General features: G+C 66.5%; 15 protein-coding genes and 2 tRNA genes. 10 read left to right on the top strand and 7 right to left on the bottom strand.

What is annotated here, in order from left to right:
• Positions 1-5: 5 nt before the first annotated feature.
• A complete protein-coding gene (locus LXE91_RS15550) occupies positions 6-1,205 on the bottom strand; it encodes an MFS transporter (protein WP_039367187.1) in 1,200 nt (399 codons plus the stop codon).
• A 21-nt stretch (positions 1,206-1,226) separates the two neighbouring features.
• On the bottom strand, positions 1,227-2,273 hold the full coding sequence (locus tag LXE91_RS15545) for a porin (protein ID WP_039367184.1): 1,047 nt from the start codon (positions 2,271-2,273) through the stop codon (positions 1,227-1,229).
• A 302-nt stretch (positions 2,274-2,575) separates the two neighbouring features.
• On the opposite strand from LXE91_RS15545, the gene LXE91_RS15540 reads away from it, so the two are divergent.
• Both LXE91_RS15540 and LXE91_RS15535 read left to right on the top strand, forming a co-directional pair.
• Positions 2,576-3,721 (top strand): helix-turn-helix transcriptional regulator, encoded by a 1,146-nt coding sequence (locus tag LXE91_RS15540; protein WP_039367181.1) that lies wholly within the window; start codon positions 2,576-2,578, stop codon positions 3,719-3,721.
• 97 nt (positions 3,722-3,818) lie between these two features.
• Positions 3,819-4,817, top strand: coding sequence for a 2-dehydropantoate 2-reductase (locus tag LXE91_RS15535; protein WP_039367179.1), 999 nt, complete (start codon positions 3,819-3,821; stop codon positions 4,815-4,817).
• Between the two features lie 173 nt (positions 4,818-4,990).
• On the opposite strand, the gene LXE91_RS15530 is transcribed toward LXE91_RS15535, so the two are convergent.
• Together LXE91_RS15530 and LXE91_RS15525 are read right to left on the bottom strand one after the other, a co-directional pair.
• A complete protein-coding gene (locus LXE91_RS15530) occupies positions 4,991-5,440 on the bottom strand; it encodes a MarR family winged helix-turn-helix transcriptional regulator (RefSeq protein ID WP_039367176.1) in 450 nt (149 codons plus the stop codon).
• Between the two features lie 62 nt (positions 5,441-5,502).
• Positions 5,503-6,648: a glycerate kinase gene (locus LXE91_RS15525; protein ID WP_039367173.1), complete on the bottom strand. Its 1,146-nt coding sequence runs from the start codon at positions 6,646-6,648 to the stop codon at positions 5,503-5,505.
• Positions 6,649-7,036: 388 nt separating this feature from the next.
• Between LXE91_RS15525 and tig the strand changes: the two genes are divergently transcribed.
• From tig to LXE91_RS15490, 7 genes are all read left to right on the top strand, one after another.
• On the top strand, positions 7,037-8,383 hold the full coding sequence (gene tig / locus LXE91_RS15520; RefSeq protein WP_039367170.1) for a trigger factor: 1,347 nt from the start codon (positions 7,037-7,039) through the stop codon (positions 8,381-8,383).
• Between the two features lie 140 nt (positions 8,384-8,523).
• On the top strand, positions 8,524-9,177 hold the full coding sequence (gene clpP / locus LXE91_RS15515; protein ID WP_010092137.1) for an ATP-dependent Clp endopeptidase proteolytic subunit ClpP: 654 nt from the start codon (positions 8,524-8,526) through the stop codon (positions 9,175-9,177).
• A gap of 164 nt (positions 9,178-9,341) precedes the next feature.
• Positions 9,342-10,613 carry an ATP-dependent Clp protease ATP-binding subunit ClpX gene (gene clpX / locus LXE91_RS15510; protein WP_006489345.1) on the top strand — a complete coding sequence of 424 codons (1,272 nt, stop codon included), beginning with the start codon at positions 9,342-9,344 and terminating at the stop codon, positions 10,611-10,613.
• A gap of 197 nt (positions 10,614-10,810) precedes the next feature.
• Entirely contained in the window at positions 10,811-13,234 is a 2,424-nt protein-coding gene (gene lon, locus LXE91_RS15505; protein WP_278068099.1) for an endopeptidase La, read from the top strand.
• Between the two features lie 205 nt (positions 13,235-13,439).
• Positions 13,440-13,515 (top strand) — tRNA-Val (locus LXE91_RS15500).
• A 23-nt stretch (positions 13,516-13,538) separates the two neighbouring features.
• Positions 13,539-13,615, top strand: a tRNA-Asp gene (locus tag LXE91_RS15495).
• A gap of 511 nt (positions 13,616-14,126) precedes the next feature.
• Positions 14,127-16,061, top strand: a complete 1,935-nt coding sequence (locus LXE91_RS15490; protein ID WP_039367158.1) for a SurA N-terminal domain-containing protein — start codon at positions 14,127-14,129, stop codon at positions 16,059-16,061.
• 70 nt (positions 16,062-16,131) lie between these two features.
• Here LXE91_RS15490 and LXE91_RS15485 read toward each other — a convergent pair whose 3' ends face one another.
• Entirely contained in the window at positions 16,132-16,806 is a 675-nt protein-coding gene (locus tag LXE91_RS15485; RefSeq protein ID WP_039367155.1) for an arylesterase, read from the bottom strand.
• On the opposite strand from LXE91_RS15485, the gene LXE91_RS15480 reads away from it, so the two are divergent.
• Entirely contained in the window at positions 16,805-17,518 is a 714-nt protein-coding gene (locus LXE91_RS15480) for an ABC transporter ATP-binding protein (RefSeq protein WP_039367152.1), read from the top strand. The two genes, LXE91_RS15485 and LXE91_RS15480, sit on opposite strands and share 2 nt — an antisense overlap.
• A gap of 68 nt (positions 17,519-17,586) precedes the next feature.
• On the opposite strand, the gene pgi is transcribed toward LXE91_RS15480, so the two are convergent.
• Together pgi and LXE91_RS15470 are read right to left on the bottom strand one after the other, a co-directional pair.
• The gene (gene pgi / locus LXE91_RS15475; RefSeq protein WP_039367149.1) at positions 17,587-19,209 is read right to left on the bottom strand and encodes a glucose-6-phosphate isomerase; all 1,623 of its coding nucleotides are present in this window, start codon (positions 19,207-19,209) and stop codon (positions 17,587-17,589) included.
• Between the two features lie 111 nt (positions 19,210-19,320).
• Positions 19,321-20,868 (bottom strand): NAD(P)H-hydrate dehydratase, encoded by a 1,548-nt coding sequence (locus LXE91_RS15470; RefSeq protein WP_278068098.1) that lies wholly within the window; start codon positions 20,866-20,868, stop codon positions 19,321-19,323.
• Between the last annotated feature and the right edge of the window lie 9 nt (positions 20,869-20,877).

Genomic DNA, 20,877 nt, shown 5'->3' with positions numbered 1-20,877 from the left:
ACCTGTCACGGTTGGGTGGAAATGGAAGGGTGCGTCCGGCGGTCGATGTGGCGCAGTGCGGCGAACGACACGATCGCGACGGCCGTCGCGGCCGAGAACAGCGCGCGCATCGTGCCGCCGGCGTCGAGCATCAGCCCGGCGAGCAGCGGGCCGGCCGCGAGGCCCGCGCCGATCACGAAATTGAGCGTGGCCACGAGGCGCCCCGACGTGTCGATCTGCGCGACGGTCGCGAGGATGAACGGCAGTACGAACGTCCACGCGAACTTGAATGCGAAGATCGCCGCGCTGTAGCCGCCGGCATGCCGCATCACGGCGAGCGCGACGAGCGAGGCCGCGAGCAGCGCGTAACCGGCCGCGAGCATCGCGCGCCGGGCAAGCCGGCCGCCCGCGCAGGACGCGAGCGCCGCGCCGGCGATGCCCATCACGCTCGCGATCGCGAGTACATTGCCGGTCGACTGCGGATCGAGTCCGGCTTCGGTCGCGGCGCGGCTTGCGAACGTCCACACGCTGCCGATCGCGAGATAGAACGTCAGCACCGCGCCGATCGCGAGCACGACGAAGCTTTGAGGTGTCTGCGCCGCAGCGTCGCGCGCGGGTGTTGCTCGCGCGCCCAGTGAGGACGGAAAGCCGCGCGACAGTGGCGCCGCGAGCAGCGCGAGTGCGGCGAGCGCGACATACAACGCGCGCAATCCGAACGCCGCGAACACGTGCGGCAGCACGAACAGGCCGATCGCGCCCGCGATTAACTGGCCGACGACCCACAGGCCGTACACGCGGTCGCTGTTCTCGCTCGTCGCGGCGCTCGTCATGCAGAGCACCATCAGCGAGCCGCCGCCGAGCGCGGTAACGGCGCGCAGCGCAAGCAGCGCGACGAAGCCCGGCATCCACAGCGCGGTCAGCAGGTTGCCCGCGCCGAACAGCGCGATGGCGAATGCGGCGACGCGGCGCGCGTCGACCCGCCCGAGCCACAGGTACGACGGCACGGTCGCCAGGCTGAACGCGCCGAGTTCGACGAAGAAGTAAGTGCCGATCTGCGACGCGGACAACCCGAGCTGCGTCGCGAGCTGGCCCGCGACGGCAGGCGCCACGAGCAGCAGCAGCGGCGTGATGGCCGCGAACACGACAAGCGCGACGAGCGTCGAGCGCGCGAAGGTCGATGCGCGGCCGGCGGGCGGGAGTGCGGCATCCGGGGACAGGGTTTTCATGGCGGAATCTCGTTGGGGAAATCAGAACAGGTGGTACATGCCGACCATCGCGCCGAACTGCGATGCACCCGCGAGCGGCGTCGGGTCGTATTCGTAGACGGTTTGCGAACTCTGGCCGCTGTTGCGCGCGTAGCCGAGGTTCACGTACGTGACGGTGCGTTTCGACAGCGCGTACGTGGTGCTCGCGATGAACAGCGTCGGGTGGCCGATCGCCGGCGTGCGCGAGTCGGTGTGATAGACACCCGCGTTCAGGCCGATCTCGCTCGACATCTGGTAGCGCGCACCACCCCAGACGATCGTGCGCGCCGCGTCGAGGTCGCCGGTCAGGCGTTCGACGCCCGCATGGACGGTGAGCGGCAGTGTGGCGAACGCATAGCGCGCGGCGAGCGTGCCGAGTTCGCGGCGGCGCGACGACGTGTCGTCGGCCGCGGAAACATCGCCGTGCGCCTGATGCAGCACCGCGCTGACCGACAGGCCGTTGCTCGTGTACTGGCCGGCGAGTTCGAGCACGCGTCCGGCGCGCGTATTGCCGGCGACGCCGGACGTCGCGGCAAGCGCCTCCACGTCGAAGCCGGCGAACGTCGGCGACTGGTACTTGACCGAGTGGTCGATGAAGTTCGCGTTCATCGGCAGGATGACGCCCTGGCCACTGTACGACGCGTACCAGAGCGGGTCGTAGAACAGCGTCTTGTCGAACAGCACGCTGAACTGCCGGCCGAGCGTGACGGTGCCGACGGGCCCCGCGATGCCGACGTACGCGCCGCGGAAGAATGCATAGCCGGGCACGGTCGCGGTGCCGTCGTTGAGGTTGAGGCCCTGTTCGAGCTTGAACAGCGCACGCCAGCCGCCGCCGAGATCCTCGTGGCCCTTCAGCCCGATCTGCGAAGGCAGGATGCCGTAGTTCTGCAGCTGCACGGCCGAGTGGCGTCCGTCGGCATGCGTCAGGTATTGCACGCCGGCGTCGAGCGCGCCGTACAGCGTGAGACTCGACTGCGCGTGCGCGGCAGCGCCGCACGCGGCAAATGTCGCGACGGCCGCGGCCGTGCGGATGAAGCGGGGTTGCGTCACGTGGGGTTCTCCATACCGTCCTGCATCGGTTTGTCGTTGGTGTTGTCGCGACGCAGTGTCCGCAGCGGGAAAACCTTCGAACAGTCGTACAGATGAACGGTGTGGAAAACCCGTGGTGCACGACATGCACACGGCGCGCTGCCGTGCCGCGGCGTGCTGCGGAGCAGCAACCTGCCGTGCACCGTTCAAATGGATGGGGCTGGCGCCCGTTCCGGCACCGTGGCCCGTCAAAAAAACCGCTCGCTATAATCGGCCGGTGTCGTCGCGCACATCAGCAGCCCGATCGGGCAGGGGAGCGGAAGGTGAGGATCACGACGGAAATCGGGCAGGATCTCGATGCGCTGCGCGACGTGCCGGCCGCCATCGTGCTCGACGATTTCGCCTGGCCGCCTCTGCCGTCCCGGCGCGCCGATTTCGACGGCGTCACGCGCGGTGACGCGTCGCAGCGCGAACTCGGGCTGATGCTGCTCGACCTGTACGCGGTTGCCGCCCGGTCCGGCATCGGCGAATTCGAATACCGCTTCTTTTCGCTGCTGCAGGCGCTCGTTCCGTTCGACGCCGCATGGACGGGCGTCGCGACCCACGTGCCGACGGGCCCGGTGATGCACAACAGCTTCCTGTACCGGTTGCCGCATGCGTTCTTCAGCGACTGGAAGCGCGTGCGCGATTGCGACCCGCTCGCGCACCGCACGCTGCGCGGCGCGCACGGCCACGCGGTGCGGTTGTCGGTCGTCGAACCGGGTCTCGATGCCCGGTTTCGCGACTGGTGCGTGAAGTACGGGCTCGCGCAACTGATGTGCGTGTGCACGCTCGATCGCCGGTTCGGCCTGACGACGTTCATGTCGATCTACCGCCAGGGCCTGAACCGCCCGTTCAGCGACGACGATGCGCGCCGCTTCGAGGAAGTGATTCCGCATCTCGCGGCGGCGCTGACGATCAATCGCGCCGCGCAACTCACGCGCGAACGCGGTGATACGGTCGCGCCGGCGGCGCGTGCGCTGTGCGACAACTTCGGCGTGCTTCACCATGCCGATCACGGTTTCGACGACGTGCTGCGTACCGAGTGGCCGGCATGGGCCGGCGCCCGCGTGCCGGAGCCGCTCGTCGCGCACTTGCGGCGACAGCCGGGCCAGCCGTTCGTCGGCGATGCGCTGCGAATCCAGTGCGTGCCGGTTGCGGGGCTGTTCCAGATCGAGGCGCGGCCGCGCTCGCTGCTCGACCGCCTGAGCCCGCGCGAGCTCGCGGCGATCCGCTATTACGGCGCAGGGCGCTCGCACAAGGAAGTCGCGCAACAGATGGCGATTTCGCCTACGACCGTGCGCCACTACCTGCGCTGCGCGTACCGCAAGCTCGGCATGCACGACAAGAGCCAGATCGCCGGCGTGCTCGGCGCGACGGGCGGTGCGGCCGACGACGAGCCGGTGGAAGCCGGTGGCGAGCCGCGCTGAATTGCACGATGCGCACGTTGCATGCGATCGCGTGAATGGTTGTGCCTGCAACCATTGAACGTTATGCTCGTCAGCTTCCAGGAGACGGAATTCCATCATGAACGACACGAATTCAGGGGCGGTGCGCGCGGCGGTGGTCGGGGTCGGCGCGATCGGCGGGTTGCTCGCGACCGCGCTGTCGCGGGCCGGCATGACCGTGAGCGCGTATGCGCGCGGCGCGACGCTCGACGCGTTGAATGCGCACGGCGTGCGAGTGATCGACGAGGCCGGCGAGACATCGTCGGTGCCGGTGCGAGCGAGTGACGATGCGGCCGCGCTCGGCGTGCAGGACTACGTGGTGATCGCGCTGAAGGCGCAGGCGTTGCCGGCGCTGGCCGCGGGCATCGCGCCGCTGGTCGGGCCGGACACCGTGATCGTCGCTGCAATGAACGGGCTGCCGTGGTGGTTCACGCACGGGCTCCGAGGCGCGCTCGACGGCGTGCCGCTCGATGCGGTCGATCCGGCCGGCGCGGTGTCGGCGGCGTTGCCGCCCGCACAGGCGATCGGTTGCGTCGTGCACCTGTCGTCGAGTACCGACGCGCCGGGCGTCGTACGCCGCGGGCGCGGCAACCGGTTGATCGTCGGTGCGCCCGATCCGCGGCTCGACGTTGCCACGGCGCGATTCGCCGCGGCGCTTGCGGCGGGCGGTTTCGACGTCGAGTCGACGCCCGCGATCCGGACCGAGATCTGGACGAAGCTATGGGGCAACATGAACATGAATCCGCTGAGCGCGCTGACGGGGTCGACGGCCGAGCAGTTGCTCGACGATCCGTTCACGCAGGATCTCGCATTGCGGATGATGGAGGAGGCGGCCGCGATCGGCGCGAAGCTGGGTCTGTCGACGGGGATGAGCGGGCCCGAGCGGATCGCGGTCACGCGCAAGCTCGGCGCGTTCAAGACGTCGATGCTGCAGGATTTCGAAGCGGGGCGTGCCCTCGAGATCGGGCCGATCCTCGGCGTGTTCCCTGAACTCGGTCGCAAGCTCGGCGTGCCGACCCCGTATTGCGACGCGGTGCTCGGGTTGTTGCGCCAGCGCGCGGCGAACAGCGGCCTGTAGCGCGCTCGGGGCCGCTGCATGCGCGACGCCGGCGACGCTACGCGTTGCGCTTCGCTTGCAACGCGTAGCGCGACATCACGCAAAGCGGGCCGCCCGCGTCGCTGTTCAGGCGACCGGGGCGGCCCGTCGAATTCATCTGATTAATGCTGCGGGCGCCGTGCCCGTAGCGGGGCTCAGTCGTCCCGCTCGGTCGCGTGCGCGACGACCTTGTCGAGCAGTCGTTCGAACGTCTGGCGTTCGCTGTCGGACAAGCACGCGAGCAAGCCGTCGTTCCACTTGCGCACGATCGGCATGATCTTGCGATGCAGCGCGCGGCCGTCGGCGGTCAGCGCGATCAGCACGATCCGGCCATCCTCCTCGCTCGCGCTCCGCTCGAGCAGCCCCTGGCGCAGCAGCGCCTCGGCTGCCCGGCTCGCCTGGCTCTTGTCGAGATTGGTGTGGCGCGCGAGATCCATGATCGAGAACGGGCCGAAGGCGCCGACGGCGGCGATCACGCGCGCCTCGGGCAGCGAGATGTCGAGCTTGTGCCGGTACACCTCGCCGATCCCGCGGTCGGATCGCTTCGTGAGCGCGTGGAGGCGATAGGTCAGAAACTGATCGAGCCCGGCTTGACGGCCTTTCATGTCGAATCCTGAAGAAAAAGGGCGGGCCCGATTGTTCCTGTATCGCGCGCTCGGGTCAACGGTCAGTGTGCGCCGTACTTCAGGCGTGTCAATTGCTCCGCTTCGTTCGCGAGCAGATTGGCCGCGTCGCGGATCGCGACGTCGAGCGTGATCGGCCCGGGAGCCGGCGAGAAGCAGCCGGAAAAATGTTCGGACAGACGCGGCAGCGCGGCCGGGTCGACCGCGCCCGACAGCAGCGATGCGGGCACGCCGGCGGCCTGCGCGTGGCGGCACGCGATGAACGGTGCCTTGCCGTGCAGCGTCTGCACATCGGAGCGGCCTTCGCCGGTGATCAGCCAGTCGGCGCCGGCAAGCGCCGCGTCGAGGCCGACCTGCCGCGCGACCACTTCGGCGCCCGCTTCGAACTGCGCGCCGAGCATGTGCAGCGCGAAACCGAGGCCGCCCGCGGCGCCGGCGCCCGGCAGGTCGCGGCTGCGACGGTCGAGCGCAGCTTCGAGCAGGTCGGCGAAGCGGGCGAGGGCGGCGTCGAGGGTCGCAATCTGCCCGGGCGTCACGCCCTTCTGCGGGCCGAACACGGCGGTCGCGCCGTGCGCGCCCGTCAGCGGGTTGTCGACGTCGGACATGCCGATGAATTCCGTTTCCTTCAGCCGCGGGTCGAGCCCCGACGCGTCGATGCGCGCGATCTCGGCGAGCCGCGACGGAACGGGTTCGACCGGCTGGCCGGCCGCGTCGAAGCACTGCAGGCCGAGGCCCGCGAGCAGCCCGGCGCCCGCATCGTTGGTGCTGCTGCCGCCGAGCGCGACGAAGAAGCGGCGCACGCCTTCGTCGAGCAGCGTACGGATCGCCTCGCCCATCCCGCGCGTACTGCGTGCGTCGACCGGCACGCTCATGCCGACCGGATCCGTAATGCCGACGATCTCTGCCGTCTCGACGATCGCGGTGCGCGCGTCGATCACGCCGACCGCCGCATCGCGCGCCGCGAGCGACGCGCCGGCCACCCGCAACGCACGCCGCGTGCCGCCGCCTGCCAGCATCGCGTCGAGCGTGCCTTCGCCGCCGTCGGCCATCGGGCAGCAGCGCACGACCGCGTCGGGCCGCGCGCGGCGGATGCCGGTGGCGATCGCGTCCGCGACCTGCTCGGCGGAAAGCGAGCCTTTGAACGAATCGGGCGCGATGACGACGACAGGCGCGGACGGGTGTTGCGGCATGGTGTCTCCGGAAGGCGTGATTAGTGTGAAGAATATCGGGGCTGCGGCGGCGGCTACCCCTCAATCGGAGCTTACAGGATGGCGGGGCCGGGGAGGATACGGCGTTCGGCATAGCGGCGATCCGCTTGCATTGCCGTGCAAAGGGCTGTTGACGCGGCGCGGACGCATGTGTGTCGCGCCGATCTGGCGGTGTGATGAAAATTGTTTGCTAGAATAGTCGATTCTTCCGGCCAAAGCCGTGCTCCGAGCCGCTTGCGCTAGCCATCCGGCGCGTGCAGGGATGGCGTGGCGCTCCGGCGCGGCGAGTGGATGTGACACACATCACGCCGCAGGCAGGCACGGCAAGGAAAACCCGATTCGCTCGAATAATTTTAGGACGATTGAAGCCATGGCTAACGTTGTTGAGAACCTCGGCAAGCTTGAACGCCGCGTGACGATTTCCCTGCCGAAAGACACCGTGCAGAAGGAAATCGACGCCCGTATCCAGAAACTCGCGAAGACCGTGCGCATGCCGGGTTTCCGCCCGGGCAAGGTGCCGGTGAAGATGGTCGCGCAACAGTACGCGGGTCAGGTCGAAGCGGAAGTGCTGAGCGACAAGATCGGCCAGGAATTCTTCACGATCAGCCGCGCGGAAAACCTGCGCGTCGCTGGCCAGCCGAGCTTCGAGCCGAAGCAGGAGCAGGCTGAAGGTGCATACGCGTTCGACGCGACGTTCGAGGTCTACCCGGAAGTCAAGATCGGCGATCTGGCGACGGCTGAGGTCGAGCGCTCGACGACGTCGATCGGCGACGCCGAAATCGACCGCACGCTGGACATCCTGCGCAAGCAGCGCGTGCACTTCCACGCACGTGGCGAAGCCGGCGAGCACGGCGACGGCGGTGCGGACACCGCAGCGAAGAACGGCGACCGCGTGACGGTCGACTTCGTCGGCAAGATCGACGACGTCGCGTTCCAGGGCGGCACGGCTGAAGACTTCCCGTTCGTGCTCGGCGAAGGCCGCATGCTGCCGGAATTCGAAACCGCTGCGCTGGGCCTGAAGGTCGGCGAATCGCGCACGTTCGATCTGGCGTTCCCGGAGGACTACCACGGCAAGGACGTCGCGGGCAAGACGGCGCAGTTCACGGTCACGATGAAGAAGATCGAATGGCCGCACCTGCCGGAAATCGACGCTGAATTCGCGAAGTCGCTCGGCATCGAAGACGGCGACCTCACGAAGATGCGTGCCGAGATCAAGGAAAACCTCGAGCGCGAAGCGAAGCGTCGCACGCAGTCGATCGTCAAGAACCAGGTGATGGACGCGCTGCTGAAGATCTCCGAACTCGACGTGCCGAAGGCGCTGATCGAGCAGGATCAGCAACGCCTCGTCGAAATGGCTCGCCAGGATCTGGCGCAGCGTGGCGTGCCGAACGCGAAGGACGCACCGATCCCGGCCGAGATGTTCACCGAGCAGGCAGAACGCCGCGTGAAGCTGGGCCTCGTGCTGGCCGAGCTCGTGAAGGCGAACGGCCTCGAAGCGAAGCCGGAACAGATCCGCGCGGAAGTCGACGAGTTCGCAAAGAGCTACGAAGACCCGAAGGAAGTGGTCCGCTGGTATTATTCGAACCAGCAGCGCCTCGCCGAGATGGAAGCGTTCGTCGTTGAAAGCAACGTCGTCGATTTCGTGCTGGGCAAGGCGAAGGTGACGGACAAGGAAGTGAGCTTCGAAGCACTCGCGAGCGCATCGGCGCAAGCGTAAGTGTTGCTCTAGCGGCGTGCCGGCTGTCGGAGCGACGGCCCGCACGCCGTTTTTACGTCAAGCGCACGGTTGCCATTAATATGGCGATTGAGCGGGCGGCTTCCTTCCGTTCAATTTTCCATTCGAACAAGGTTCATTGAATGATCACTCGCGCTGAATTGCTGGACATGCTTGCTTCGAACGCGCCGCAGGGTTTCGAGGCGCAAGCGCTGGGGCTGGTGCCGATCGTCGTCGAAACGAGCGGCCGCGGCGAGCGTTCGTACGATATCTACTCGCGTCTCCTGAAGGAGCGCCTGGTGTTCATGGTCGGCGAAGTGAACGACCAGACCGCCAACCTCGTGGTTGCGCAGCTGCTGTTCCTCGAGAGCGAGAATCCCGACAAGGACATCAGCCTGTACATCAACAGCCCGGGCGGGTCGGTGTCGGCCGGCATGGCGATCTACGACACGATGCAGTTCATCAAGCCGGACGTGTCGACGCTGTGCATGGGCCTCGCGGCCAGCATGGGCGCGTTCCTGCTCGCGTCGGGTGCGAAGGGCAAGCGTTTCGCGCTGCCGAACTCGCGCGTGATGATTCACCAGCCGCTCGGCGGCGCACGCGGCCAGGCATCCGACATCGAGATCCAGGCACGCGAAATCCTCTACCTGAAGGAGCGGCTGAACCAGTTGCTCGCGCAGCACACGGGCCAGGACGTCGAACGCATCGCGCGCGACACCGACCGTGATAACTTCATGTCGAGCGAGGACGCGAAGGCATACGGGCTGATCGATCAGGTGCTGTTGAAGCGTCCGTGAGCTTAAGTAGGGTGCCGCCCCGATTCGTGCGGCGCCCCTGCAACGTCCCGTACGCCCTGAGCATCTGCGGCAAGCGCATCCAGCCGGCTCCGGTCGCGCCCTAGGCGCGGCAGTCGGGGCATTCGGCGTATCATGTCATCTACCTGTCCGGAGGCTCTACATTCATGGCGGACAAAAAAGGTTCGAACAGCGAGAAGCTGTTGTATTGCTCGTTTTGCGGAAAGAGCCAGCATGAGGTGAAAAAACTCATCGCGGGTCCGTCGGTGTTCATCTGCGATGAATGCATCGACCTCTGCAACGAAATCATTCGCGACGAGGCGGCTGCCGCCGGCGTCGAGGCCAGCCTGTCCCGGTCGGATCTCCCGAGCCCGCAGGAAATCCGCGACATCCTCGATCAGTACGTGATCGGCCAGGAGCGCGCGAAGAAGATCCTCGCGGTGGCCGTGTACAACCACTACAAGCGCCTGAAGCATCTCGACAAGAAGGACGACGTCGAACTGTCGAAGAGCAACATCCTGCTGATCGGCCCGACGGGCTCCGGCAAGACGCTGCTCGCGCAGACGCTCGCGCGGTTGCTCAACGTGCCGTTCGTGATCGCCGATGCGACGACGCTGACCGAAGCCGGCTACGTCGGCGAGGACGTCGAGAACATCATTCAGAAGCTGTTGCAGAACTGCAACTACGAGGTCGACAAGGCCCAGCGCGGGATCGTCTACATCGACGAAATCGACAAGATCAGCCGCAAGTCGGACAACCCGTCGATCACGCGCGACGTGTCGGGCGAGGGCGTCCAGCAGGCGCTGCTGAAGCTCGTCGAGGGCACGATGGCGTCGGTGCCGCCGCAGGGTGGCCGCAAGCACCCGAACCAGGATTTCATCCAGGTCGATACGACCAACATCCTGTTCATCTGCGGCGGTGCATTCGACGGTCTCGAAAAGGTGATCACCGACCGTACCGAGAAAACCGGCATCGGCTTCGGCGCGACGGTCAAGAGCAAGCAGGAACGCGACGCGGGCGAAGTGCTGCGCGAAACGGAACCGGAAGACCTGATCAAATTCGGTCTGATCCCCGAATTGATCGGCCGCCTGCCGGTGGTCGCGACGCTCGGCAAGCTCGATGAAGCCGCGCTGATGAAGATCCTGGTCGAGCCGAAGAACGCGCTCGTCAAGCAATATCACAAGCTGTTCGCGATGGAGCGCGTCGAGCTGGAAATCCGGCCGGGCGCACTGCAGGCAGTCGCCCGCAAGGCGATCCGCCGCAAGACCGGCGCGCGCGGTTTGCGTTCGATCATCGAACAGGCGTTGCTCGACGTGATGTACGAGCTGCCGACGATGAAAGGGGTCAGCAAGGTCATCATCGACGAGAACGTCATCGATGGCGACGGCAAGCCTTTGCTGATCTACGAGGACACGCCGAAGGTGGCGGGTTCGAACTGACCGGCTTGCCGACGATGTTCTGCGAAAAAGGCCGTTCATGAGACCGTGGGCGGCTTTTTTTCGTTTATCTTGTGGGTAACTCTGACTCGACACGCGGTGGTTACTTTCTTACCGAATATTTCCCGCACTTGAAGGCTTGCAATTCGTTGTGGCGGCCTCAATTACCGAACAATTGATTCCACTCATGGGGAAATGAAATGTCAGGCACCCAACTTCTCCCGCCGGAACGCATCACGCTCCCGCTGCTGCCGCTGCGGGATGTCGTCGTTTTCCCGCACATGGTGATTCCGCTCTTCGTGGGCCGGCCGAAATCGATCAAGGCCCTCGAAGCAGCGATGGAAGGCGGCAAGCACATCATGCTCGTCGCCCAGAAGACCGCGGCCAAGGACGAACCGACCGAAAAGGACATGTACGAGGTCGGTTGTATCGCCAACATCCTGCAGATGCTGAAGCTGCCGGACGGCACCGTGAAGGTGCTCGTCGAGGGCCTGCAGCGCGCGAAGGCGTTGTCGATCGAAGAGCAGGAAACGCAATTCTCCTGCGACGTGATGCCGCTCGAGCCCGATCACGCCGACAGCGCTGAAACGGAAGCGCTGCGCCGCGCGATCGTGTCGCAGTTCGACCAGTACGTGAAGCTGAACAAGAAGATCCCGCCGGAGATCCTCACATCGCTGTCGGGTATCGACGAAGCAGGCCGCCTCGCCGACATGATCGCCGAGCGCCTGCCGCTGAAGCTCGACCAGAAGCAGCACATCCTCGAGATGTTCCCGGTCATCGAGCGCCTCGAGCACCTGCTCGCGCAGCTCGAAGCCGAGATCGACAACCTGCAGGTCGAAAAGCGCATCCGCGGGCGCGTGAAGCGCCAGATGGAAAAGAGCCAGCGCGAGTACTACCTGAACGAACAGGTCAAGGCGATCCAGAAGGAACTGGGCGAAGGCGAGGAAGGTGCGGATCTCGAGGAACTCGAGAAGCGCATCAACGCCGCGCGCATGCCGAAGGAAGCCAAGAAGAAGGCTGACGCCGAGCTGAAGAAGCTGAAGCTGATGTCGCCGATGTCGGCGGAAGCGACCGTCGTGCGCAACTACATCGACACGCTGATCGGCCTGCCGTGGCGCAAGAAGAGCAAGGTCAACAACGACCTGTCGAACGCCGAGCAGGTGCTCGACGAGGATCACTTCGGCCTCGAGAAGGTGAAGGAACGCATCCTCGAGTATCTCGCGGTGCAACAGCGCGTCGACAAGGTGAAGGCGCCGATCCTGTGCCTCGTCGGGCCCCCGGGCGTCGGCAAGACCTCGCTCGGCCAGTCGATCGCCCGCGCGACGAACCGCAAGTTCGTCCGGATGGCGCTCGGCGGCGTGCGTGACGAAGCCGAGATCCGTGGCCACCGTCGTACGTACATCGGTTCGATGCCGGGCAAGATCCTGCAGAGCCTCACGAAGGTCGGCGTGCGCAATCCGCTCTTCCTGCTCGACGAAGTCGACAAGATGGGCATGGATTTCCGCGGCGATCCGTCGTCGGCGCTGCTCGAAGTGCTCGATCCGGAACAGAACCACACGTTCGCCGACCACTACATCGAAGTCGACTTCGACCTGTCGGACGTGATGTTCGTCGCGACGTCGAACTCGCTGAACATCCCGCCGCCGCTGCTCGACCGGATGGAAGTGATCCGCCTGTCGGGTTACACGGAAGACGAGAAGGTCAGCATCGCCCAGCGTTACCTGCTGCCGAAGCAGAAGAAGAACAACGGGCTGAAGGAAGGCGAGATCGAGGTCACCGAGCAGGCGATCCGCGACATCATCCGCTACTACACGCGCGAAGCCGGTGTGCGTTCGCTCGAGCGGGAAGTGTCGAAGATCTGCCGCAAGGTCGTGAAGATGCTGCTGCTGAAGAAGGCATCGGGCGCGATCAAGGTCGACGGCGAAAACCTCGATACGTTCCTCGGCGTACGCAAGTACGACTTCGGCCTCGCGGCGAAGGAAAACCAGGTCGGTCAGGTGACGGGCCTCGCGTGGACGGAAGTCGGTGGCGATCTGCTGACGATCGAAGCCGCGGTGATGCCTGGCAAGGGCAACGTGATCCGTACGGGTTCGCTCGGCGACGTGATGAAGGAGTCGGTCGAGGCGGCACGTTCGGTCGTGCGCTCGCGCTCGCGTCGTCTCGGCATCAAGGACGAAGCGTTCGAGAAGCAGGACATCCACATTCACGTGCCGGAAGGCGCGACGCCGAAGGACGGTCCGTCCGCCGGCGGTGCGATGACGACCGCGCTGGTGTCGGTGCTGACGGGTATCCCCGTGCGTGCCGATGTCGCGATGACGGGCGAAATCACGCTGCGTGGTGAAGTCCTGCCGATCGGTGGTCTGAAGGAGAAGCTGCTCGCCGCGCATCGCGGTGGCATCAAGCTCGTGCTGATCCCCGAAGAGAACGTGAAGGATCTCGCCGAGATTCCGGACAACGTGAAGAACGCGATCGAGATCGTGCCGGTCCGCTGGATCGACAAGGTGCTGGAACTCGCGCTCGAGCGTTCGCCGACCCCGCTGCCGCCGGAAGAAGAGGCGAAGGCGGCGGCACCGGTCGCCGATGCGGCGAAGGACGCCGGCTCGACGGAATTCGTCAAGCACTGAGCATCCGGACACCGTCGTTCCTGACGGTTGTTCACGAAACCCGCGGCATAGCCGCGGGTTTTTTTTATGCGTCGCCGAATCGTGTGCGTGAACGTTTAAAAAATTCGCGTCAGGGCTTTGCAAAATGATCGGGGATGAATTAAACTTGCGGGCTCGCTGGTTGTTGATGCCGAAACGCAGATCGCAGCCAGAACGAATCGGAAACGGGTGCTTAGCTCAGCTGGTAGAGCGGCGCCCTTACAAGGCGTAGGTCGGGGGTTCGAACCCCTCAGCACCCACCAGTTTCCTGATTCAGCCAGACCAAGGAGCGGTAGTTCAGTCGGTTAGAATACCGGCCTGTCACGCCGGGGGTCGCGGGTTCGAGTCCCGTCCGCTCCGCCAGAAAATGAAGAAGCCCGCCTCGCGCGGGCTTTTTCATTTGCGTTTTCGGTTGCGCCCGCTGGCGGGCGCGTGACTGCGGAGTGGAGGAAGCTGCCTGCGCAGCTTCCGGCGGGACTCGAAGGGATGCGCGTGCACGCGCATCCGCGGCCTGCAGGATGTAGGCGAGTCCCGTCCGCTCCGCCAGAAAATGAAGAAGCCCGCCTCGTGCGGGCTTTTTCATTTGCGTTTCCGGTTGCGCCCGCCAGCGGGCGCGTGACTGCGGAGTGAAGGAAGCTTGCGCGGCTTCCGGCGGGACTCGAAGGGATGCGCGTGCACGCGCATCCGCGGCCCGCAGGATGCAGGCGAGTCCCGTCCCGCTCCGCCAAACAAACGAAAGTGCCCGCCTTGTGCGGACATTTTCGTTTTATGCGCCTGTTTGCTCCGCCGTACTTGCCCGCAGTGCGTCTGCTTTTCTCCCGTCCCACCCCGTATGTTGTAATATCGGACGTTTTGTCCAATTTTCCCGTCACGCATGCTCGATTTCTTCCGTAATCACCAGCGCCTGATGATGGCGCTCCTGCTCCTGATCGTGTTGCCGGGGCTGGGTTTCGTCGGGATCCAAGGCTTCCGCGGTTTCTTCGACGATAGCGCGAACGTCGCGGCAGTCAACGGGCACAAGATCACGCGGGTCGAATTCGACGGCGCGTTCCGCCAGCAGATCGACCAGGCGCGTCAGGCGCTCGGCGGGCAGTTCGACATCAAGATGTTCGATACGCCCGAGCACCGCAAGCAGGTGCTCGATGGCCTGATCCAGCAACGCGTGCTGGCCGACGAGACCCAACGTCTGCATCTGACCGCATCCGACAACGCCGTGCGCGACGCGCTGATGAGCACGCCGTTGGTCGCAGCGGCGAAGAAACCCGACGGCACGATTGACGTCGAACGTTATGCGCAATTGCTGTCATTCCAAGGGATGACGCCGGAGCAATTCCAAGAACGGGTGCGCTACAGCCTCGCGCTGGATCAGATCCCCGCCAGCATCGTGTCGACTGCATTCACGCCGAAGAGCCTCGCGCAACGCCTGTCCGAACTCGCCGCGCAGCAGCGCGAAGTGCAGGCGCTCGTGCTGAAGACGAGCGACTTCGCCGCGAAGGTCCAGCCAACCGACGCGCAGCTCGCCGCGTACTATGACGCGCACAAGCAGAGCTTCGCGACGCCGGAGACCGCGACGATCCAGTACCTCGTCTATTCGCCGGCCGCAGCCGCCGCGAGCGCGCAGCCGACCGATGCGGACATCAAGAAGTTCTACGACGACAACCCGACGCACTTCCGCACCGAGGCACAGGTGCGCGTGAGCCACATCTTCATCGCCGCGCCGGGCAGCGCAAGCGCGGCCGACAAGGCTGCAGCGAAGACGAAGGCCGAGCAGCTGCTGGCCGACGTGAAGGCGCACCCGGACCAGTTCGCGCAGATCGCGCAGAAGAGCTCGCAGGACGCACCGTCGGCGGCGAAGGGCGGCGACCTCGGCTTCATCGCGCGTGGCTCGACGGCGGGCGGCAAGGCGTTCGACGATGCCGCGTTCGCGCTCAAGCAGGGCGACGTGAGCGGTGTCGTGCAGTCGGATCTGGGCTTCCACATCCTGAAGGCAACGGAAGTGAAGCCGGCGGCCGTCAAGCCGTTCGCCGACGTGAAGGACCAGATCGCAGTCGAGCTCAAGCAGCAGTACGCATCGAAGGCGTTCACGGACAACGCGGAAGGCTTCACGTCCACCGTCTACGAAAAGGCGAAGACGCTGCAGCCGGCCGCGGACAAGTACAAGCTGACGATCCAGACGGCCACCGTCACGCCGACGCCGAATCCGCAGCTGCCGCCGACGAGCCCGTTGAACAATCCGAAGTTCCTGGCCGCCGTATTCGCGAACGACGCAGTGAAGAACCAGAACAACACGCAGGCGATCGACGTCGGCAACAACACGCTGATCTCGGCGCGCGTAACGGACTACAAGCCGGCTGCCGTGCCCGCGCTCGACGCGATCAAGGACGTCGTGCGCCAGAAGGTCGTTGCCGAGCAGGCTGCGGAACTCGCGAAGAAGGCGGGCGCAACGAAGCTCGCCGAACTGCAGAAGTCGAAGTCGGTCGACGGGTTCGGGGCTGCGCAGAAAGTCTCGCGCACGCAGTCGCAGGGCCTGACGCCGGCTGCGCTGAGCGCCGTCTACAAGGTCGACGCGAAGACGCTGCCGGCATATGTCGGTGTCGATCTCGGCGCGGACGGCTACGCGATCTACCGCGTGAACGCGGTGATCCCGGGCTCGGCGGTCGATCCGCAGCAACTGGCCGCCGCACAGCAGCAGATGTCGCAGACCGATGCGCAGAGCGAAGGCGAAGCGTATCTCGCCGCGCTGCGTGATCGCTCGAAGGTGAAGCTGTACGGCTCGACGGCCAGCCAGTCGCAGGACGGCGACAACTGAGCGTCGTTTCGCGCGCAACAAAAAGCCCCGCTTGATGCGGGGCTTTTTGTTTTCCGGCGGGGCGGCAGCGTCAGCCGCGCGGCTTGCCGAGCAGCGGTTTCAGCGCCGGCCAGACGTTGTCGAGCAGAATGCCTTGTGCCTGCTGTGCAGGGTGCATCTGGTCGGCCTGGAACAACTCCGGCTTGTTCTCGATGCCGGCCAGCAGGAACGGCACGAGCGGCACGCCGAGATCCTTCGACAGCCGCGTATAGACGGCGTGGAACTTCTGCGTGTAGTCGGGGCCGTAATTGGGTGGCACATACATGCCGACCAGCACGACTTTCGCCCGCGCCTGTCGCGCACCGGCGATGATGTCGCGCAGGTTCTGTTCTGTCGTTGCGAGCGGCACGCCGCGCAACGCATCGTTCGACCCGAGCTCGACGACGACGATCGCCGGCTTGAGCCGCTGCAGCACCGCGGGCAGTCGCGCTCGGCCGCCGCTCGTGGTGTCGCCGCTGACGCTGGCGTTCGCGACGCTATAATCGATTCGCTCGGTCGTGAGCCGTTGCCGCAGCAATGCTACCCAGCCGGTGTCACGCGGCAGCCCGTATTCGGCCGACAGGCTGTCGCCGAGCACGACGATCACGGGCTGGCCCGATGTCGCTGCCGGCGTCGTTGCGGCGCGTGCCGGCACGGTAGCCGCGAGCAGGGTGCCCAGCAGCGCGGCGAATGCCGCGCGTCTTTTCCAGCGAAATGTCGTGTCCATGTTCAAGATTACCGATCCGATCATCGAAGTCCATGACGTATGCAAGCGGGTCGCCGATGCAACGGGCGAGCTGACGATCCTCGACGGCATCACGCTCGCCGTGCAGCCGGGCAGCAGCCTCGCGATCGTCGGCGCGTCGGGGTCGGGCAAATCGACGCTGCTCGGCCTGCTTGCCGGGTTGGACAGCGCGACGAGCGGCACGGTTCGCCTGCTCGGTCGTGCGCTCGACCAGCTCGACGAGGATGCGCGCGCGGCACTGCGCAACGGCGCAGTCGGCTTCGTGTTCCAGTCGTTCCAGTTGATGCCGCACCTCACGGCGCTCGAGAACGTGATGCTGCCGCTCGAGCTGCAGGGCGGCATCAGCGCGCGTGAAGCAGCTGATCGTGCCCGGGCGCTGCTCGTGCAGGTCGGTCTCGGCGAGCGCACCGCGCATTATCCGAAGCTGTTGTCCGGGGGCGAGCAGCAGCGTGTCGCGCTTGCGCGCGCATTCGTCACGCGCCCGGCGATCCTGTTTGCCGACGAGCCGACCGGTAGCCTCGATGCAGCCACGGGCCATGCGGTCATCGACCTGATGTTCGAACTGAACCGCACACATGGCGCCACGCTCGTGCTTGTCACGCACGATGTCGAACTTGCACGCCGCTGTGCGACGACCGTGACGATCGACGCCGGACGCATCGTCGAGCCGCACACGGAGCGGCGCGGCACCTGAATCGAGCGGCCGGTCGCGCAAGCAGGGCTGCGCGGCCGGCCTCTGCATGACGCCGATACCTCAGCGCATCAGCGCTTCAGCGCCGCACGGGCGCGCTCGATCAGCGCGGTGGTCGACGAGTCGTGCTTCGCCGGATCGACAGACTCGGCCGTCAGGTCGGCTTCCACCACCTTCCCGAGAATCTTGCCGAGCTCGACGCCCCACTGGTCGAACGGATTGATGTCCCACACCGTTGCCTGCACGAGCACTTTGTGTTCGTACAGCGCGATCAGCGCGCCAAGCGTGCGCGGCGTCAGCGCATCGACGAGCAGCGTCGTCGTCGGGCGGTTGCCGGGGAACGTCAGATGCGGCGCGAGCGCCTCCTTGCCCGGCCCCGCGACCTTGCGCGCTTCATCGAGCGTGCGGCCGAGCATCAGCGCCTCGCTCTGCGCAAAGCAGTTCGCCAGCAGCTTCGGATGATGGCTCGCGAGCGGATGCTCGGGTGTCAGCACCGCGATGAAGTCGATCGGCACGATCGTCGGGCCCTGGTGCAGCATCTGGAAGAACGCGTGCTGGCCGTTGGTGCCCGGCTCGCCCCACGTGACCGCGGAGGTCGGGTAGTCGACGAAGGTGCCGTCCAGGCGCGCGGATTTGCCGTTGCTCTCCATTTCGAGCTGCTGCAGGTATGACGGCAGGTAGTGCAGCGCTTCCGAATACGGTGCGACGAGATAGCTCTGCGAACCGAAGAAATTCCGGTACCAGATACCGATCAGGCCGAGCAGCACGGGCAGGTTGCGCTCGAGCGGCGCTTCGCGGAAATGACGGTCCATGTCGTTCGCGCCGGCCAGCAGCTCGTCGAACTGCTCGGGGCCGATCGCGATCATGATCGACAGGCCGACTGCCGACCACAGCGAATAGCGGCCGCCGACCCAGTCCCACATTTCGAACACGTTGTCCGCGGCGATGCCGAACTTCACGACTTCGGCCGGGTTCGCCGACACGCCGACGAAGTGCTTCGCGAGCGCTTCCTCGGGGCAGCCGCGTGCGATGAACCAGTCGCGCAGCGAGCGCGCGTTCGTCATCGTCTCGAGCGTCGTGAAGGTTTTCGACACGATGATCGCGAGCGTTTCTTCCGGGTCGACCTGTTCGAGCACGCGTGCGAGATCGGCGCCGTCGACGTTCGACACGAAGTGCGTGGTGATGTCGGGCGTCGCGACGTAGTGCAAAGCATGTACGACCATCTTCGGCCCGAGATCGGAGCCGCCGATGCCGATGTTGATCACATGGCGGATGCGCTTGCCGGTGTAGCCCGTCCACGTGCCGCTGCGCACGGCGCGCGCGAAGGTCGCCATCTTCGCGCGCTCGGCGCTGATCTGCGCGTGGAACGGCGCTCGCGGATCGGTCGCGCGCAGCGCGGTGTGCAGCGCGGCGCGGCCTTCTGTCGGGTTGACGATCTCACCCGCGAACATCGCGTCGCGGCGCGCTTCGACGCCCGCGTCGCGCGCGAGCTGCACGAGCAGGCGCAGCGTCTCGTCATTGATGCGGTTCTTCGAGAAATCGGCCGCGAGGCCGCCGCCCGCGAGCGTGAAGCGTTCGGCACGCGTCGGCGCGTGGTCGTTTTCCGGCGCGAACCAGTCGCGCAGGCGAGCATGGCGGATTTGCTCGAAGTGGGATTGAAGGGCAGTCCAGGCGGGGAGCGAATTCAGCGTCATGGCGGTTCGAGTGAAGCGTGAATCGGGAGGAATGCCGCGCCGGCTCATCGGGATCGGAAGGCCGGCGGACGAGAGGGCCCGCCGTGCGGCGGGGCAGTCAGTATAGCGGCCTTATGTGTCGGCGCGCGGCGACGCGTAAAAAAGGCGATTGATCAACGTGCGCACCATCGGCGCGAGTTCGCCGGCCGTGAGTCCGGCCGGGCCGGTGCCGTGCGCGGTCAGCGTGTCGGCCGCGAGGCCGTGCAGGTAGACGCCCGCGAGCGCCGCTTCGTACGGCGCGACGCGCTGCGCGAGCAACGCGCCGATCAGTCCGCCGAGCACGTCGCCGGTGCCGCCCGTGGCGAGCGCCGCATTGCCGGTCGGATTGATCGTCACGCGGCCGTCCGGCGCCGCAATCACCGTGCCCGAGCCTTTCAGCACGACGTTCGCTACATAACGCGCCGCGAGCGCCTGCGCGGCGGCGACACGGTCGTGCTGGATCGTCGCCGTGTCGCTGCCGAGCAACCGGGCGGCTTCGAGCGGGTGCGGCGTCAGCACGCACGGATTGCCGCGCGTACCGCGCGTAGCGACGGCGGCCGCGAGATCGGCATGTGCCGCGACGAGGTTCAGCGCATCGGCATCGAGCAGCGTTGCGGCATCGTGTGCGAGCACGTCGCGCACGAGCGTCGCCGCGGCCTCGCGCGTACCCAGCCCGCAGCCGGCCGCGATGGCGGTCATCGCGCCGAGATCGAGGCCGTCAGCCGGATGCAGCATCAGTTCGGGAAACGGCGGGTCGTACGGCGGCGCGCCGGCGCCGAGGAAGCCGACGTGCACCTTGCCGGCACCGGCGAACAGCGCGGCGCGGGCGGCCGGGATCGGCGCACCGCACATGCCCGTGTCGCCGCCGAGTACCGCGAGACTGCCGAACGTGCCCTTGTGGGACGCGAATGCGCGCGGGGGCAGGGCGGCGGCGAACCGCGCGGGCGCGTTCAGCACGATGGCCGGCGCGGCGGGCGGCGCGACGTCGAGCGATGCGACGTCGATCTCGCCGGCGAGATCACGACCCTCGCCGGTGTAGAGGCCCGGCTTCGCGGCGATGAAGGTGAGCGTATGGGTGGCGGCGACAGCGGCACCCGCGCCGACGATCCGGCCCGTATCGCTGTCGAGCCCGCTCGGGATATCGAGTGCGAGCACCTGGCCGCCGCTGCGCGCATGCGCGGCGATGCGCCGGGCCTGCTCGGCGAATGCGCCGTCGAGTGCGCGGCCGAGACCGATGCCGAACAGCCCGTCGACGACCCATGCAAAGCCGTCCAGCGAAGCAGGCGGTGCGGCGGACAGCGGTACGCCGGCTGCGCGCGCGAGGCCGAGCGCCCATTGCGCGTCGTCCGGTTTCACCGGCACCGGCATCCACGCTTGCGTGGCGACGCCAAGCTGCTGGAGGTGGGCGGCGGCAACCAGCGCGTCGCCGCCGTTGTTGCCCGGGCCGACCGCGAACCACACGGGGCGGTCGTCGCCGGCCATGCGCTCGGACAGCCAGTGCGCGGCGGCGGCGCCGGCGCGACCCATCAGCGTATGCGGCGGCAGCACTGCCGCGGCGTCGGTTTCGGCCGTGCGCAGGTCGGCGACGCGCAGCAGCGCGATCGGATCGGAATCGGGAAGCGGGCGGGTATTGACGGTCATCGCGGGGTC

This window comes from Burkholderia contaminans (assembly GCF_029633825.1).
In the GTDB taxonomy this organism is placed as follows: domain Bacteria; phylum Pseudomonadota; class Gammaproteobacteria; order Burkholderiales; family Burkholderiaceae; genus Burkholderia; species Burkholderia contaminans.
This window is presented reverse-complemented; position numbering and strand designations above follow the sequence as displayed.

Excerpts from the sequence above, each read along its gene's own strand:
- LXE91_RS15550 (WP_039367187.1), bottom strand. The coding sequence starts at position 1,205 with ATGAAAACCCTGTCCCCGGATGCCGCACTCCCGCCCGCCGGCCGCGCA.
- LXE91_RS15535 (WP_039367179.1), top strand. The coding sequence starts at position 3,819 with ATGAACGACACGAATTCAGGGGCGGTGCGCGCGGCGGTGGTCGGGGTC.
- LXE91_RS15530 (WP_039367176.1), bottom strand. The coding sequence starts at position 5,440 with ATGAAAGGCCGTCAAGCCGGGCTCGATCAGTTTCTGACCTATCGCCTC.
- LXE91_RS15525 (WP_039367173.1), bottom strand. The coding sequence starts at position 6,648 with ATGCCGCAACACCCGTCCGCGCCTGTCGTCGTCATCGCGCCCGATTCG.
- tig (WP_039367170.1), top strand. The coding sequence starts at position 7,037 with ATGGCTAACGTTGTTGAGAACCTCGGCAAGCTTGAACGCCGCGTGACG.
- clpP (WP_010092137.1), top strand. The coding sequence starts at position 8,524 with ATGATCACTCGCGCTGAATTGCTGGACATGCTTGCTTCGAACGCGCCG.
- clpX (WP_006489345.1), top strand. The coding sequence starts at position 9,342 with ATGGCGGACAAAAAAGGTTCGAACAGCGAGAAGCTGTTGTATTGCTCG.
- lon (WP_278068099.1), top strand. The coding sequence starts at position 10,811 with ATGTCAGGCACCCAACTTCTCCCGCCGGAACGCATCACGCTCCCGCTG.
- LXE91_RS15490 (WP_039367158.1), top strand. The coding sequence starts at position 14,127 with ATGCTCGATTTCTTCCGTAATCACCAGCGCCTGATGATGGCGCTCCTG.
- LXE91_RS15480 (WP_039367152.1), top strand. The coding sequence starts at position 16,805 with ATGTTCAAGATTACCGATCCGATCATCGAAGTCCATGACGTATGCAAG.
- LXE91_RS15485 (WP_039367155.1), bottom strand. The coding sequence starts at position 16,806 with ATGGACACGACATTTCGCTGGAAAAGACGCGCGGCATTCGCCGCGCTG.
- pgi (WP_039367149.1), bottom strand. The coding sequence starts at position 19,209 with ATGACGCTGAATTCGCTCCCCGCCTGGACTGCCCTTCAATCCCACTTC.
- LXE91_RS15470 (WP_278068098.1), bottom strand. The coding sequence starts at position 20,868 with ATGACCGTCAATACCCGCCCGCTTCCCGATTCCGATCCGATCGCGCTG.